Source organism: Clavibacter lycopersici, from assembly GCF_003576405.1.
GTDB classification, from domain to species: Bacteria; Actinomycetota; Actinomycetes; order Actinomycetales; family Microbacteriaceae; genus Clavibacter; species Clavibacter lycopersici.
On sequence record NZ_QWGT01000004.1, the window covers coordinates 1 to 15305 of the forward strand.

The window sequence follows — 15305 nt, forward strand, 5'->3', positions numbered from 1 at the left end:
CGGTCGAGGGTCGCGATCTCGCGGCGCAGCGGCATGCCGACGACGCGGGCGCGCGGCCCGAGCGCGGTGCCGGGGAAGGTGATCCCCACGGCGGTCGCGACGCGCGCCCCCAGCCGGTTCGCGAGCCCGGGCGACGCGTTCGCCTCGTGCACGACGACGGGAACGCCCGAGCGGCGCGCAGCGAGGTACGCGGGCGCGGCCGCGTACCCGCCGAAGCCCACGACCACGTCGACGCCGCGGTCGGCGACCATGCGGCGGATCTGCCCCACGGCCCGCGCGAACGCCGGCGCGAAGCGGACGGCCGCGCGGTCGGGACGGCGCGGGAAGGGCAGGCGGGCGATGGTGAGCAGCTCGTAGCCGCGCGCCGGGACGAGCCGGGACTCGAGGCCCTCGCGCGTGCCGAGGACGAGGATCGTCGACTCCGGCTCGCGCGCGCGCAGCTCGTCGGCCACGGCGAGCAGCGGGTTCACGTGCCCCGCGGTGCCGCCGCCGGCGAGCAGGTAGACGGTCACGAGCGCATCCCGATCACGGCGGGCACGACGTCAGGCGACTCCTCGGTCGTGGGCTTCCGGGCGAAGCCCAGCACGATGCCCATAGCCACGAGCGTGGTCACGAGCGACGAGCCTCCCGACGACACGAACGGCAGCGGCACCCCGAGCACCGGGAGCAGGTTCAGCACCACGCCGATGTTGACGAAGGCCTGCACGATGATCCAGGTCATGACGGCGCCCGTGGCGACGCGCGCGAACGTGTCGGTGTTGGCGCGGATCACCCGGATGAAGCCGATGGCCAGCACGACGAACAGGAGGATGACGACGATCGCGCCGATGAGGCCGAGCTCCTCGCCGATGATCGCGAAGATGTAGTCGTTGTCGGCCTCGGGCAGCCACATCCACTTGGCCTTCGAGTTGCCGAGGCCCACCCCGAAGATCCCGCCGGCGGCCAGCGCGTAGAGGCCGTGGGTGGACTGCCAGCAGCCGCCCGCGTAGTCGCACTGGCCCGTGAGGAACTCGGTGACGCGGCGCATGCGGCTGTCGCTGATCACGGTCATGAGCACGGCCAGCACGGTGCCGATCGTCAGCATGAGCGTGAGCTTGCCGATCGGGATGCCCGCGAAGAAGAGGGCGCCGAGCACGATGCTCGCCATGATGATGACGGTTCCGAGGTCGCCGCCGAGCGCGACGAGTCCGACCGCGCCGCCCGCGACGGGCAGCACGGGGATGAGGATGTGCGGCCAGGTGCGCAGCAGGTGGCGCTTCCTCGCGAGGATGAAGCCCAGCCAGATCACGAGGCCCACCTTGATGAGCTCGGCGGGCTGGAACGTGGTGCCGGCGATGCGGATCCAGCCGATGTTCTCGCCGACCTTCACGCCCATGGGCCCGAAGACGAGCAGCTGCACGGCGCACGCCGCGAGCAGCAGCACCCAGGCCCAGCGCTTCCAGAACATGGGCGGCACGAGCGAGACCACGAGCATGAGCGGCACGCCGATGAGCGCGAACATGCCCTGCTTGAGGAAGATGCCGAAGAAGCCGCCGCCTGCGACGAACGAGTCGATGCTCGACGACGACAGCACCATCACGAGGCCGAAGACGACCAGGAAGAGCGTCGTGCCGAGCAGAAGGAAGTAGGAGCCGCTCTCCGCGTGGAAGGCGCGGCCCAGGTGGATCCGCGCGGCGAGGCCGCGACGCTGCGTCCCCTCCTGCGCGTCCTCGTGCGGGGCGGACGGGGTGCGCGGACCGCGGGGGCCCGGCGCGTCAGCCGCGCGAGGGGTCCGCGTCGTTCTCGGGGGCAGTGTCATCCGCCGCACCTCCCAGGTGGTGGTCGACCGCGGCCCGGAATCGGCGCCCGCGGTCGGCGTAGTCGGTGAATTGGTCCATGGATGCCGCTGCCGGGGCCAGGAGGACGGTGTCGCCCTCCCGGGCCACGCCCGCCGCGAGCCGCACGGCGGACCGCATGACCTCCTCAGTGTCGCTCTCGGCCACCTCGAGGACGGTCACGTCGGGCGCGTGTCGCGCGAATGCCGCGACCACCTCGGCGCGCTCGACGCCGATGACGACGGCGGCGCGCAGGCGCCGTGCGTGCGCCCGGATCAGCTCGTCGAGCTCGACGCCCTTGAGGAGCCCGCCGACGAGCCACACCACGGAGGGGAAGGCAGCGAGGGACGCCGAGGCGGCGTGCGGGTTCGTGGCCTTCGAGTCGTCGACGAACGCCACGCCGTCGCGCTCCCCGATCCGCTCGATGCGGTGGCTGTCGAGCTCGAAGCGCAGCAGCGCCTGCCGCACGACGCCGGGCTCCACGCCGTAGGAACGGGCGAGCGCCGCCGCCGCCAGGATGTTCTGCACGATGTGCGGCGCCGCGAGGCCCACGGCGCGCAGCTCGTCGAGCGTCGTGAGCTCCAGCGCGGACGTCGCGCGCTCCTCGAGGAAGGCGCGGTCGCAGAGGATCCCGTCGACGATGCCGAGGTCGCTCGGGCCCGGGGCGTCGAGCCCGAAGCCGATGGCGCGCGCGCCGTCCTGCACGTCGGCCTCGCGGAGCGCGTCCTCGGTGGCGCGGTCGGCGCGGTTGTAGACGCACGCGACCCGGGTGTCGGCGTACACGCGGCCCTTGGCGGCGGCGTACGCGCGCCGGGATCCGTGCCACTCGAGGTGGTCGTCGGCGAGGTTGAGGAAGGCGCTCGAGTACGGCCGGACCTCGCGCATGTAGTGGAGCTGGTGGCTCGAGAGCTCGACGACGAGCACGTCGAAGCCGTCCGGGTGGCGGACGACGTCGAGCACGGGCAGGCCGATGTTGCCGCACGGCACCGCGCGCACGCCGCCCTCCTGGAGGAGCGCGGCCGTGAGCTGCGTGGTGGTCGTCTTGCCGTTGGTGCCCGTGATGGTGATCCACTCGGCGGGCGTGCCCGTCTTGTCGCGCACGCGCCACGCCAGCTCGATGTCCCCCCACAGCGGGATGCCCGCCTCCGTCGCCCAGGCGGGCAGCGGGTGCGTCGGCGCGTAGCCGGGCGAGACGACCACGAGCTCGGGCGCGAAGGCCACGAGCTCCGCGGGGACGGGCTCCTCGTCGGTGGGGCGCACCAGCCGCCCGCCGATCACGTCGAGCAGCGCCAGCCGCTCGGGCGACGCGTCGGCGGCGACCACGAGCACGTCGGCGCCGAGCTCGACCAGCGTGTCCGCCACGGAGAACCCCGTGCGGCCGAGGCCGAGGACGGCGACCCGCAGGCCCGTCCAGTCGTCGTGCCAGCTGTGCAGGGACTCGGGTCGCGCGAGCGGCGTGGCGTCGTCGGGGGTGCCGTCTGTCATCTCTACTGCGTGATCCATTCCAGGTAGAAGGTGCCGACGCCGGCCGCGACGAGCAGCCCGGCGATGATCCAGAAGCGCACGACGACCGTGACCTCCGCCCAGCCCTTGAGCTCGAAGTGGTGGTGCAGCGGGCTCATGAGGAAGATCCGCTTGCCGTGCGTGAGCTTGAAGTAGATGCGCTGGAGCACCACGGATCCGGCGACGATGACGAACAGGCCGCCGATGAAGACCAGCAGCAGCTCGGTGCGGCTGAGGATCGCGAGGGCCGCCAGCGCTCCGCCGAGGCCGAGCGACCCGGTGTCGCCCATGAAGATCTGCGCCGGGGAGGTGTTCCACCAGAGGAAGCCGATGAGCGCGCCCACGATGGAGGCCGCGATGATCGCGAGGTCCAGCGGGCTCGCCACCTCGTAGCAGCGGTACTCGTTCTGGTAGCTGGAGACGCTGTCGCACGACTGGTTGAACTGCCAGAAGCCGATGATCACGTAGGAGCCGATCGAGAAGATCGACGCGCCCGCCGCGAGGCCGTCGAGGCCGTCGGCGACGTTGACGCCGTTGGAGGCGCTGGCGACGATCAGGCAGATCCACACGATGAACAGGCCCGTGCCGATCACCGCGCCGAGCGCCATGAAGTCGAGCGGCAGGTCACGGAACAGGCTGATGGCGGTGGACGCCGGCGTGAGGCCGGAGACCGGGTCGCGCAGCGTGATGGCGAGGACCGCGAATACGGTGGCGACGATGACCTGGCCGGCGATCTTCTGCCAGCCGCCGAGCCCGAGGGACTGCTGCTTGCGGGTCTTGAGGTAGTCGTCGAGGAACCCGACGAAGCCGAGCCCCACCATCATGAAGACCACGAGCAGGCCCGAGGGCGTCACGGGGTCGAAGCGGATCCCGTCCCACGTGAGCAGGTGCCCCACGAAGTAGCCGAGCACGCTCGCCAGGATGATGACGATGCCGCCCATCGTGGCCGTGCCGCGCTTGGTGTGGTGGGTCTGAGGACCGTCGTCGCGGATGAACTGGCCCCACTGCAGGCGGTGGAACAGCTTGATGAACAGCGGCGTGAGGAACAGCGTGAACGCGAGCGAGAAGGCGCCCGCGAAGAGGAGGGCTACCACGAGTACTTCTCCCCCAGCTCGTCGCCGAGGAAGCGGAGCCCCGCGGAGTTGGACGACTTCACGAGCACGAGGTCTCCGTCGCGGAGCACGCGGTCGAGGATCTCGCGGGCCTCGTCGACGTCCTCGGCGAAGATCGACTCGCCGTCCCACGAGCCCTGCGCTATGGCCTCGAGGTGCAGGCGGCGCGCGGGCCGGCCCACCACGATCAGCTGGCCGATGTTGAGGCGCACCGCGAGGAGGCCGACGCGGTCGTGCTCCTCCTCGGAGAACTCGCCGAGCTCGCTCATCTCGCCGAGGACCGCGACCGTGCGCTGCTCGGGCCCGCGGATCTGCGCGAGCGTGCGGAGCGCCGCGGCCATGGAGTCGGGGCTCGCGTTGTAGGCGTCGTTGATGACTGTGACGCCGTTGCCGCCGAGCACCTCCATGCGCCAGCGCTCGGCGCGCTGCACGGTCTGCAGGGCGGAGACGATGGCGTCGCCGTCGACGCCCAGGGCCCAGGCGCCCGCCGCAGCGGCCAGCGCGTTGGTGACGTGGTGCTCGCCGAGCACGCGGAAGGACACGGGACGCGTGGATCCGTCGGGCAGGTGCAGCGTGAAGGTCGTGCCGGCCGCGGACGCGACGATGTCGGTCGCGCGGACGGCGGCGCGGGCGTCCCGGCCGAACCAGAGCACGGGCGCCTCGGTCTTGTCGCTCATGGAGGAGACGCGCGGGTCGTCGGCGTTGAGCACGGCCGTGTCCTCGGGCAGGAGGTCCTTCACCATCTCGGTCTTGGTCACGAGCGTCTGCTCGATGCCGCCGAAGCCGCCCGCGTGCGCGAGGCCCACGGTCAGCACGATGCCGACGTCGGGCTTCGCCATGCGCACGAGGCGCGTGATCTCGCCGAGCCCGCTGGCGCCCATCTCCGCGACGAGGAAGCGGGTCGAGCGCGTGACCTTGAGCATCGTCAGCGGCGCGCCGACCTCGTTGTTGAAGGACGCGACGGGCGATACGGTCTCGCCCTGGGTCGACAGGATCGCGTGCAGCAGGTTCTTGGTCGTGGTCTTGCCGTTGGATCCGGTGACCGCGACCATCCGCAGGTCGCCCAGGGCGCGCACGCGCGCCACGACCTCGTGGGCCAGACGGCCGAGCGCGTCCACCACGTCGGGCACGAGCACCTGGGGCACAGGCAGGTCGAGCTCGCGCTCGACGAGGAGGAGCGCGGCGCCCGCCTCGACGGCCGCGGGCGCGAACAGGTGGCCGTCGGTCTCCTCGCCGGGCTTGGCGACGAAGATCCCGTCGGGGCCGATGAGGCGGCTGTCGGTGTCGACGGCGCCGTCGACGACGGTCTGCGCGGTCGCGTCGCCGCGCAGCAGGAGACGGCCGTCGACCGCCTCGGCGATCTCGGCGAGGGTGAGGGCGATCATGTCAGCTCCAGCCTGCGTCGCGGAGGGCCGCGCGCGCGTCGTCACGGGCGGAGAACGGGATCTTGCGCCCGGCCACCTCGTGGTAGTCCTCGTGCCCGGGTCCGGCGACGAGGATGGTGTCCCCCTCGCCGACCAGCGACACCGCCGTGCGGATCGCGGTGGCGGGGTCGGGCACCTCGTGGATCTCGCGGTCGGGCACCGCTGCCTTCGCGCCCGCGATGAGGCTCGCGCGGATCGACGCCGGGTCCTCGTAGCGCGGGTGGTAGTCGGTGATGACCACGACGTCGGCGAGGCGGGCCGCGATGGCGCCCATCTCGGCGCGCTTCGTGGTGTCCCGGTCGCCGTCGGCGCCGAACACCATCACGAGCCTCCCGGGCGTGAACGGCCGGAGCGCCTGCAGCGTCTGCTCGAAGGCGTCGGGCGTGTGCCCGTAGTCGACGAAGAAGAGGGGCCCGGTGTCGCCGGACACGCGCTCGGCGCGACCGGGGATGTAGGCCCGGATGCCGCCGTCGCGGTCGAGCACGTGCGCCACGGCGTCCAGGTCGTAGCCGGACTCGACGAGCATGACGATCGCGAGTCCCGCGTTCGCGGCCATGAACCAGCCCGGCACGGGCACGCGCGAGACGAGCACGCGGTTGTCGGGCCCCTCGAGGCGGAAGCCGGTGGAGTCGGGGGTCTGCTCGAGGACCGTCACGGTCCAGTCGGCGTCGACGCCGGGCTTCGAGGTGATGGTCGTCATCGGGATGCGGGATCCCTCGACGATGCGCTGGCCCCACTCGGTGTCGAGCGAGACGACGCCGCGACGCGCGCGGTCGGGGTCGAAGAACGCGGCCTTCGCCTCGAAGTACTCCTCGAAGTCGGCGTAGTCGTCGAGGTGGTCGTGGCTCAGGTTGATGAAGGCGGCCACGTCGAACACGAGGCCGTCGACCCGGTGCCGGGTGAGCGCCTGCGCCGACACCTCGATGGTGACCGCGCGGACCTCGGCCTCCCGCATGCGCGCCAGGAGCGCGTGCAGCTCGCTCGCCTCGGGCGTGGTGAGGCGGCTGGTGATGCTCTCCTCGCCGATGCGGCGCTCGGCCGTCGAGGTGAGCCCGGTCACGACGCCGAGCTGGCGGAGCAGCCCGTCGAGCAGGTACACCACGCTCGTCTTGCCGTTCGTCCCCGTGACGCCGTAGAGCGTCGCCGGGTTCTCCGCCGAGCGGTGGACCCACGCGGCGATGTCGCCGAGGGCGGCCCGGGGGTCGGGCGTGAGGATCACCGGCAGCCCGGAGGCCTGCGCGTCGGCGAGCCCGTCGGGATCCGTGAGCACCGCGACCGCGCCGCTCTCGGCCGCCGCCGTCGCGAAGCGGGCGCCGTGCGCACGCGCCCCGCGGAGCCCCACGTAGAGGTCGCCCGGCTGCACGTCGCCGGAGGAGAGGGTCACGCCGGTGACCTCCACGTCGTCCACGTCGCCGGAGACGTCGAGCGCGAAGTCGCTCACCAGGCCGGACAGCGACCGTGCGACGGGATGCTCGGGGCGGAGGGCGGGAGTGGCAGGGGAGGTCATCGCCCTCATCTCTCAGTAGGTCGTCGGGAGGTTCGGGGACGGCACGCTGGAGGGCGGGACCCGGTAGGTCTTCAGTACCTGGGACATGATCTTCTGGAAGACCGGCGCCGCGGCCGCCGAGGACTTCATGGTATCCGGATTGGCCAGGCTGATCGACACGACGTACTGGGGGTCCTCGGCCGGCGCGAGCCCGGCGATCGACACCAGGTAGTTCTTGCCGTACTTGCCGTCGGCCTCCGCGACCTGCGCCGTCCCGGACTTCGCGGCCACCCGGTAGCCGGGGATCGTGAGGTCCTTGGAGAGGTGCCCGTCGGTGACCACGGTCTCGAGCATGTTCACGGTCGAGTCGGCGGCCTGGGGGGAGATGACCTGCGTGCCCGTCGTGTCGGGCTGGTCCGTCACGGTGCCGTCGGCCTGCTTGCAGCCGGAGACGAGCGACAGCGGCAGCTTCACGCCGTGGTTGCCGATGGTCTGGTAGATGCTCGCGACCTGCAGCGCCGTGGTCGTGAGGCCCTGGCCGAACATGGTCGCGTAGTTGGTCTGCGGGTCCCACTCCTGCCACGGGCGGACGAGGCCGCTGCTCTCGCCGGGGAAGTCGATGGCCGTCTTCTCGCCGACGCCGAACGCCTTGAGGTAGTCGTAGCGGTCGGAGGCGGACAGGCGCTCGCCGAGCGCCGATATGCCCGTGTTCGAGGAGTCCATGAGCACGCCCGCGAGCGTGAAGTGCAGGTCGGGGTGCACGTAGCTGTCGCTCAGCTTCACGTCCGGACGGGTGAACGTGTACGGCGCGACGACCCGTGTGGAGGGATCCGCCTTGCCCGAGTCGAGGAGCGCCGCGGCGGTCACGGCCTTGAGCGTGGATCCGGGCTCGAACGGGGACCCGAACGCGCGGCTCCCCCGGTCCTCGGGCTTCGTCGCGGTCACGTCGTTGGGGTCGACGGACGGGTACTCGGCGACGGCCAGGACCTTGCCCGTCTTCACCTCGACGATGGTCGCGTGCCCGTAGTCCGCGCCGACCTTCACGGCCTGCTCGGCCACCGCGGTCTGCGCGAAGTACTCGAGGTCCGTGTCGATGTTGGTCATCACGTCGCTGCCGTCGATGGCCGGCTTCTGCGTGACGGTGCTGCCCGCGATCGGGACGCCGTCCGCGCCGCGCTCGTACGTCTGCGCGCCGTCCTGGGCGGCGAGGCACGAGTCGTACTCCTGCTCGAGCCCGGCCTTGATCGTCCCGTCGCCCGCGATGTAGCCGAGGATGCTGCCCGCGATCTGCCCGTTGGGGTACGTGCGGCTCGAGACGGCCTGGAAGTAGATCCACGGGATCTTCAGGTCCCGGATGGCGAGGTACGCGTCGACGTCGACGCCACGGGTCACGTAGCCGAAGAGCGACTTCGGGTCCTTGTCGAGCGCGCCCTGGATGAGCCCGTCGATCTCCTCGGGCGTCTGCCCGGTGATCGCGCCCAGCTGCGCCTCGGCCTCCGCGAGCGACACGTCCTCCTTGACCGGCTTCCCGTCGTCACCCGTCACCGTGCGCGTGAAGCCGGCCGCCTTGGACGGGTCCATCGTCACGTCGTACCGCAGGACGCTGTTCGCGAGGACGTTCCCCTCCGCGTCGTAGATGCTGCCCCGGACCCCGGGCAGGACCTGCGAGATCGCCCGCTTGCCGAGCGACTCCTCGTTGAGCTCCGACGCCTGCACGACCTGGATGTCGATGAGCTTCACCACGAAGACCCCGATGACGGCGAGGATCGCGATGAGGGAGAAGGCGATGCGCCGACGGTTCGAGATCGTGCTCACTCGGGGGTTCCTCTCGGTGCCTGCGGTGCGGTGCGGTGCTCCGTCGGAGCGGTGTCGTGCTGTGGTCGCGACCCCTCGGCGGGGCGCGGCCTCATCGGGTCTGCGGGGTCGGGATGGCCGTGGCCGTGGCCGTGGCCGTGGCCGACGCTAGCCCGGAGCCCGCGCCCGTCGCGGGAGGCGCGCTCGGGGTCCCTGCGGTCACGCCGCCCTCGGCCTCCGCGGATCCCGGGATGGCCGATCCCGGGTCCACCGCGGCGGCGCCGTCCTGCGCGGTGGCGGCCTGGACGGCGGCCGCGCGCTTCGTCGGGTCGCTCTCGATGGTGAGCGGCACGCCGGTGAGGAGCGAGTTGCCGATGAGCGTGTCGGCGGTGAGCGGCGTGGTGGCCCCGTCCTTCGCCTGCGGCGTGCCCTGGATGGTGCCGTCGAGCGAGAGGAAGGAGGGCGACGCGCTCGCGACCATTCCGAGCGCCTGCGCGTTGCGCGCCAGGTTCTGCGGGGAGGAGAGGCGGTCGACGTCCTCGGTGAGCGCCTGGTGCGTCCGGTCCAGCTCCTTCTGCTGCTGCTGCAGCGACTGGATCGCGTAGGCCCCGTCGGACAGGCCGATCGAGAGCAGGAGCTGCGCGAGGAGGACGGCGAAGAGCCCGCCGACGACGATCACCGCGTAGACGGTGCGCGGCCGTGCGCGGCGCTGGCCGCGGGTGGCGACGACCTCGATGTGGCGGGTCGCGGGCTCGGCGGACGGCCGGATCCGGGGACGCGCGGTCGCGCGTGCTGCATCGGTCATGCGTGTCGCCTCCTGGCTCGTTCGGCGGCGCGCAACCGGACGGAAGCGGCGCGGGGGTTGCGGGCGATCTCGTGCTGGTCCGCGAGCTCGGCGCCGCGGACGAGGAGCTTCAGCTCGGGACGGTGCTCGGGGAGCTCGACGGGCAGGCCGACCGGCGCCGTGCTCGTGGAGCGGGCACGGAGCTCGCGCTTCACGATGCGGTCCTCGAGCGACTGGTACGACTCGACGACGACACGGCCTCCGACGGCCAGCCGGTCGATCGCCGCGGGCATGGCGCGGGCGAGCACGCTCAGCTCCTGGTTGACCTCGATGCGCAGCGCCTGGAAGACGCGCTTGGCCGGGTGACCCGCGCGCTGCACGGCAGCCGGCGTCGCCTGCTGGATGATCTCCACGAGCCGCGCCGACGTCGTGATGGGCTCCACCTCGCGCGCCTGCACGATGCGGCTGGCGTAGCGCGGGGCGAGCTTCTCCTCGCCGTAGTCGTAGAAGATCCGGCGCAGCTCGAGCTCGTCGTACTCGGCGACCACCTGCGCGGCGGTGAGCCCGGCCGTGCCGTCCATGCGCATGTCGAGCGGCGCGTCCTGCGAGTAGGAGAACCCGCGCTCCACGCGGTCGAGCTGCAGCGACGAGACGCCGAGGTCGAAGAACACGCCCTGGACCTCGCCGATGCCGAGCCCGTCGAGCGCGCGCCCGATGCCGTCGTAGACCGTGTGCACGAGGTGGACCCGGTCGCCGAACCGCGCGAGCCGCTCCCCCGCGATGGCGAGGGCGTCGGGATCGCGGTCGAGACCGACGAGGCGGAGCCCGGGCAGCGCGTCGAGGAACGCCTCGGAGTGGCCGGCCATCCCGAGGGTGGCGTCCACCAGCACGGCGCCCTCGCCCTGCAGGGCGGGGGCGAGCAGCTCGAGGCACCGGTCGAGGAGGACGGGGGTGTGGATGTCGTCGAGGGCCATGGCATCCCGCTGTCCTGTCCGCGGCTCCTGATCCCCATCCGTCCCGACCTGCCACCGGGGAAGTGCGGCAGGGCGTCGGACGGCTGGGAGTCAGGGGCCGGGGTCAGAACAGGCCGGGGATCACCTCCTCCGCGGTGTCGGCGAACGCGCTCTCGTTGGCGGTGAGGTACTCGTCCCACGTGCCGGCGTCCCAGATCTCGACGCGGCTGCCCGCGCCGATGACCGCGAGCTCGCGGTCGAGTCCCGCGTAGGTGCGGAGCGCCTGGGGGATGGTGATGCGGTGCTGCTTGTCCGGCGTCTCGGCGTTGGCCCCGGACAGGAAGACGCGCATGTAGTCCCGCGCCTGCTTGCTCGCGAGGGGCGCCTGGCGCATGCGGTCGTGCAGCTCCTCGAACTCGCGCGTCGTGAACACGTAGATGCAGCGGTCCTGACCGCGGGTCATGACGACGCCGCCCTCGAGCTCGTCGCGGAACTTCGCGGGGAGGATGAGCCGCCCCTTGTCGTCGAGACGGGGCGAGTGGGTGCCGAGGAACACACCGACACCCCCTGTCTCTCCGGCCGTGGTTCAGGACTTGCTCCACTTTACTCCACAGCCCTCCACCCACCGCCAGCACTCGGCGGTGAATTCGCGGTGCGTGTCCCCCGATCCCCGTGGATCCGGGCCGCATCGCGCGGGGAGGGAAGTGGAGGAGGATCCGGCCCCCGGCGCGCCGCGGACATGCGGAAGCGCCCTGCGCGCGGTCAGGGGACAGCGCGCAGGGCGCGAGGGAGGGAACGGGAGGCGAGTCTGGACGACGGAAGGGGCCGATCCCGGTGTCGGGATCGGCCCCTTCGGGTCGAGTGGAGGGCGGTGGAGGACCGCCTCAGCGGGAGGTCAGTCCTGACCGCCCTGGCGCTTCTCCCAGCGCTCGTTGATGCGGTCCATGAAGGAGGACGACGATGCAGGGCGCTTGCCCTGTCCGCGGCTCGGTGCACGGCCGGCCGCCGGGGCGGAGGCCTCCGCAGCCGACTCACGCGGGCTGAAGATGAGGAGGGCCCCCACGATCATGATCGCGAAGCCGAGGATGCCGATGACGGCCAGCTTGGTGATGACGCCGGCAGCCAGGGCGGCGATGCCCAGGACGATGACGAGCACCCCCACGACGACCATCGTGTAGTTGGGTCTGCTGCGGCGGCCGCTGACGGTCGCCACGAAGTCTGCGTCGTTGTGATAGAGGCTTCGCTCCATCTCCTCCAGCAGGCGCTGCTCTTGCTCGGAAAGCGGCATCATGTTCCCCTCAGGCTCGGGACGACGCGTTGGTGTTCACCCTGGAATTCTAGCTCCCTGCCCCTGGCTAGGCTAGGCGAGTGCCCGAAAGCGACCGCCTCGTCAGCCACGTCCAGACCCGCCTCGACGACTTCCTGGCGGCGCAGGCGGCGGGACTCCGGGAGATCAGCCTGGATCTTGTGCCCATCCAGGAGTTCTCCTCGGATCTGCTGAGAGGCGGCAAGCGCTTCCGCGCGCAGTTCTGCTACTGGGGATGGCGATCGGTCATCGACCTCGAGCCCTCACCCGCCGGACGCCCGCAGGGCGAGGAGCGCCCGGGCTACCGCGCGGTCGTCGGCGTCGCGGCCGGCCTCGAGATCTTCCACGCCGCGGCGCTCGTCCACGACGACATCATCGACCGCTCCGACACGCGGCGGGGCCGCCCCGCCGCCCACCGGCGCTTCGAGACGCTGCATGCCGCCGGCGGCTGGGGCGGATCCTCGGCGGGCTTCGGCGAGGCCGGCGCGATCCTCCTCGGCGACCTCCTGCTCGGATGGAGCGACGAGCTCCTCATCGACTCCCTCCTGGCGCTCGCGGACGGGTCGTCAGCCCGCGCGACCCGGGCGGAGCTCGCGACCATGCGGACCCAGGTGACGCTCGGCCAGTACCTCGACGTGCTCGAGGAGGTCGCCTGGCCGACCGTCCCCGAGGACGACACCCTCGCCCGCGCGCACAACGTGATCGTCTACAAGTCGGCGAAGTACAGCATCGAGGCGCCGCTCGTCGTGGGCGCGAGCCTCGCGGGGGCGACGGCCGAGCAGGTCGCGGCGCTCCGGTCCGTCGGCCTGCCGCTCGGCATCGCGTTCCAGCTGCGCGACGACGTGCTCGGCGTGTTCGGCGACAGCGCCGTGACGGGCAAGCCCAGCGGCGACGACCTCAGGGAGGGGAAGCGCACCGTCCTCATCGCGCTGGCCCGACGCCGGCTGCCGGACGGCGTGCGCCGCACGGTCGACGCGCTCCTCGGGGATCCGGATCTCGACGACGAGCAGATCCGCGCGCTCCAGTCGATCCTGCGCGAGAGCGGAGCCCTCGACGAGGTGGAGGGAATGATCGCCCGTCACGTGCGGGAGTCCCTCGCGGCGCTGCGCGACGCCCCGATCGGCGCGCGCGCCAGGAACCAGCTCGAGCTCCTCGTGGACAGCGTCACGCGCCGCGTCACCTGACCGGACCCCGAGGCGCCGGCCGCGGACGACGGGAGGTCGCCAGGGGTGGGATCAGGCGCTGGCCTGGGCCACCCGACGCACCTCGGCCTTGCGCCCCGCGAGCAGGGCATCTACGGGAGCGGCGCCGAGGCTCGGCTCCTCGGTGAGGAGCCACCGCATGGCCTCCTCGTCGGTGAAGCCGTTGTCACCGAGCACCATGATCGTGCCCCGCAGCTCGGACAGCGGCTCGCCGTCGCGCAGGAACACGGCCGGCACCTTGAGCACGCCGTCGAGGCGGACGGCCAGGAGCCGCCGGTCCTCGATGAGCCGGCGGACGCGGCTGACGGTGAGACCCAGCAGGTCGACGAGATCGGGGACGGTCAACCACTCACGGTCGGCATAGGGCTCGTTCACGCCTCACATGCTGGCACGTCCGGGGCCGCCGCCGGAACGGGGCCCCGGATCGGCAGCCCCTGCGGGCCTCGGACGCTGCCTATCCGCCGAACACGCGTGTCGCAGTTCACTCCAGTCCCATCCGTCACTTATGTGCGCATTCCTCTCCCTGCGTGTTAACGTGGAACACCTGCATCAGGGAATCGTGCACGACGGCCGGAGTAGACCAACATGCCCATGACCGAACCCACCCCTCCTCGCGACCCCCGCCGGTCCTCGGACACCGCCACCGGACGCTCGGCGAATCGCCGCTCCAAGGCGCTGCTCGCGACGATGCCCATCGTGCTCGTCGGCTCCCTCGCGGTGAGCCTCGGCATGGCGACGCCCGCCGAGGCCGCGCCGGTCAAGCGGGTCCCGAAGGCGAAGTCCGGCCCCGCGCAGACGAAGCTCCCCCGGGTCGCGGCCCCGACGGCCGCCCCCGCCGCGGCGCCCATGGTCGCCGCGCCCTCGACGTACGTCGTCGAGCAGGGCGACACGGTCTCGAGCATCGCCGGACGCTTCGGCCTCTCCACCGCGTCCGTGCTGGCGCAGAACGGTCTCGGCTGGAAGACGACCATCTTCCCCGGCCAGACGCTCATGCTCGGCGGCTCCGGCGCCTCGAGCCCGGCACCGGCCGCGGCGTCCACGGGATCGGGCACGAGCTACACCGTCGTCGCAGGCGACACGGTCTCCGGCATCGCCGGCAAGCACGGCGTCTCCACGTCGTCCGTCCTCCAGGCCAACGGCCTGCAGGCCACGAGCACGATCTTCCCCGGCAACCGCCTGACGATCCCGGGTGCCGCGACCGCCGCCGCGCCTGCTGCGCCCGCCGTCCCGGCCAGCGCCTCGCCGGCCGCCACGCAGGGCCTCTCCGGCACCCACACGATCGAGACCGGCGACACGCTGCACAGCATCGCGAAGGAGTCCGGCGTCACCGTCCAGGACCTCCTCAACGCCAACGGCCTCAACTGGTCGAGCATCATCTACGCGGGCAGCAAGCTGACCATCCCGCACGCGTCCACCGCTGTGGTGCAGGTGGCGTCGCTGAACGGGACGACGATCATGACCGACGAGATGCGCCGCAACGCGCGCGTCATCGTCCAGGTCGGCCGCTCCGCCGGAGTGAGCGACTACGGCCTCGTCATCGCGCTGGCCACCGCCGCGCAGGAGTCCACGCTCCGCAACCTCGACTGGGGGGACCGCGACTCGATCGGCCTGTTCCAGCAGCGCCCGAGCCAGGGCTGGGGCCAGCCCGCGGACCTCAACGACCCCGTGTACGCATCGCGTGCGTTCTTCGGCGGCAGCGTGAACCCGAACCCGGGCGCCACGCGCGGCCTCCTCGACATCGCCGGCTGGAAGTCGATGACCGTGACGCAGGCGGCGCAGGCCGTGCAGTACTCCGCGTACCCGGACGCGTACGCCAAGTGGGAGGCATCCGCCTGGGCGTGGCTCGACGAGATCGGCTGACGCCGATCGCGAGGGGCACGCGCGCGGCGGCGCACCGGTGTGCCGAGGAGGCCCCGGCGGCCGCGAT

14 protein-coding genes are annotated in these 15305 nt (G+C 72.0%); 2 read left to right on the forward strand and 12 right to left on the reverse strand.

The features are described from left to right. From DZG00_RS00695 to DZG00_RS00745, 11 genes are all read right to left on the reverse strand, one after another. Positions 1 to 512: UDP-N-acetylglucosamine--N-acetylmuramyl-(pentapeptide) pyrophosphoryl-undecaprenol N-acetylglucosamine transferase (locus DZG00_RS00695; protein ID WP_147359896.1), on the reverse strand; the 512-nt coding region annotated here is incomplete at its 3' end. Further along, positions 509 to 1798 (reverse strand): putative lipid II flippase FtsW, encoded by a 1290-nt coding sequence (gene ftsW / locus DZG00_RS00700; protein ID WP_119381252.1) that lies wholly within the window; start codon positions 1796 to 1798, stop codon positions 509 to 511. The genes DZG00_RS00695 and ftsW, both read right to left, overlap by 4 nt. Next, positions 1755 to 3299: a UDP-N-acetylmuramoyl-L-alanine--D-glutamate ligase gene (gene murD, locus DZG00_RS00705; RefSeq protein ID WP_119381253.1), complete on the reverse strand. Its 1545-nt coding sequence runs from the start codon at positions 3297 to 3299 to the stop codon at positions 1755 to 1757. The genes ftsW and murD overlap by 44 nt, the downstream gene beginning before the upstream one ends. A 2-nt stretch (positions 3300 to 3301) precedes the next feature. Next, positions 3302 to 4411: a phospho-N-acetylmuramoyl-pentapeptide-transferase gene (gene mraY / locus DZG00_RS00710; protein WP_119372872.1), complete on the reverse strand. Its 1110-nt coding sequence runs from the start codon at positions 4409 to 4411 to the stop codon at positions 3302 to 3304. Continuing rightward, entirely contained in the window at positions 4405 to 5814 is a 1410-nt protein-coding gene (locus DZG00_RS00715) for a UDP-N-acetylmuramoyl-tripeptide--D-alanyl-D-alanine ligase (RefSeq protein ID WP_119381254.1), read from the reverse strand. The genes mraY and DZG00_RS00715 overlap by 7 nt, the downstream gene beginning before the upstream one ends. Before the next feature lies 1 nt (position 5815). Then, entirely contained in the window at positions 5816 to 7360 is a 1545-nt protein-coding gene (locus DZG00_RS00720) for a Mur ligase family protein (RefSeq protein ID WP_119381255.1), read from the reverse strand. Between the two features lie 12 nt (positions 7361 to 7372). Next, positions 7373 to 9154 carry a peptidoglycan D,D-transpeptidase FtsI family protein gene (locus tag DZG00_RS00725; protein ID WP_119381256.1) on the reverse strand — a complete coding sequence of 594 codons (1782 nt, stop codon included), beginning with the start codon at positions 9152 to 9154 and terminating at the stop codon, positions 7373 to 7375. A 91-nt stretch (positions 9155 to 9245) separates the two neighbouring features. Next, a complete protein-coding gene (gene ftsL / locus DZG00_RS00730; RefSeq protein ID WP_119381257.1) occupies positions 9246 to 9938 on the reverse strand; it encodes a cell division protein FtsL in 693 nt (230 codons plus the stop codon). Beyond that, a complete protein-coding gene (gene rsmH / locus DZG00_RS00735; protein WP_119381258.1) occupies positions 9935 to 10891 on the reverse strand; it encodes a 16S rRNA (cytosine(1402)-N(4))-methyltransferase RsmH in 957 nt (318 codons plus the stop codon). Before rsmH ends, ftsL begins: the two co-directional genes overlap by 4 nt. Before the next feature lie 103 nt (positions 10892 to 10994). Continuing rightward, complete coding sequence (gene mraZ / locus DZG00_RS00740) at positions 10995 to 11426, reverse strand: division/cell wall cluster transcriptional repressor MraZ (RefSeq protein ID WP_012038555.1); 432 nt, start codon at positions 11424 to 11426, stop codon at positions 10995 to 10997. A 339-nt stretch (positions 11427 to 11765) separates the two neighbouring features. Continuing rightward, positions 11766 to 12161, reverse strand: a complete 396-nt coding sequence (locus tag DZG00_RS00745) for an SCO2097 family morphological protein (protein WP_119381259.1) — start codon at positions 12159 to 12161, stop codon at positions 11766 to 11768. 77 nt (positions 12162 to 12238) lie between these two features. On the opposite strand from DZG00_RS00745, the gene DZG00_RS00750 reads away from it, so the two are divergent. Beyond that, a complete protein-coding gene (locus tag DZG00_RS00750; protein WP_119381260.1) occupies positions 12239 to 13360 on the forward strand; it encodes a polyprenyl synthetase family protein in 1122 nt (373 codons plus the stop codon). Positions 13361 to 13411: 51 nt separating this feature from the next. Here the strand turns inward: DZG00_RS00750 and DZG00_RS00755 are convergent, their stop codons facing one another. After that, complete coding sequence (locus tag DZG00_RS00755; RefSeq protein WP_119381261.1) at positions 13412 to 13753, reverse strand: Rv2175c family DNA-binding protein; 342 nt, start codon at positions 13751 to 13753, stop codon at positions 13412 to 13414. 210 nt (positions 13754 to 13963) lie between these two features. Between DZG00_RS00755 and DZG00_RS00760 the strand changes: the two genes are divergently transcribed. Next, positions 13964 to 15238: a muramidase family protein gene (locus DZG00_RS00760; protein WP_119381262.1), complete on the forward strand. Its 1275-nt coding sequence runs from the start codon at positions 13964 to 13966 to the stop codon at positions 15236 to 15238. The last annotated feature ends 67 nt before the right edge of the window (positions 15239 to 15305 follow it).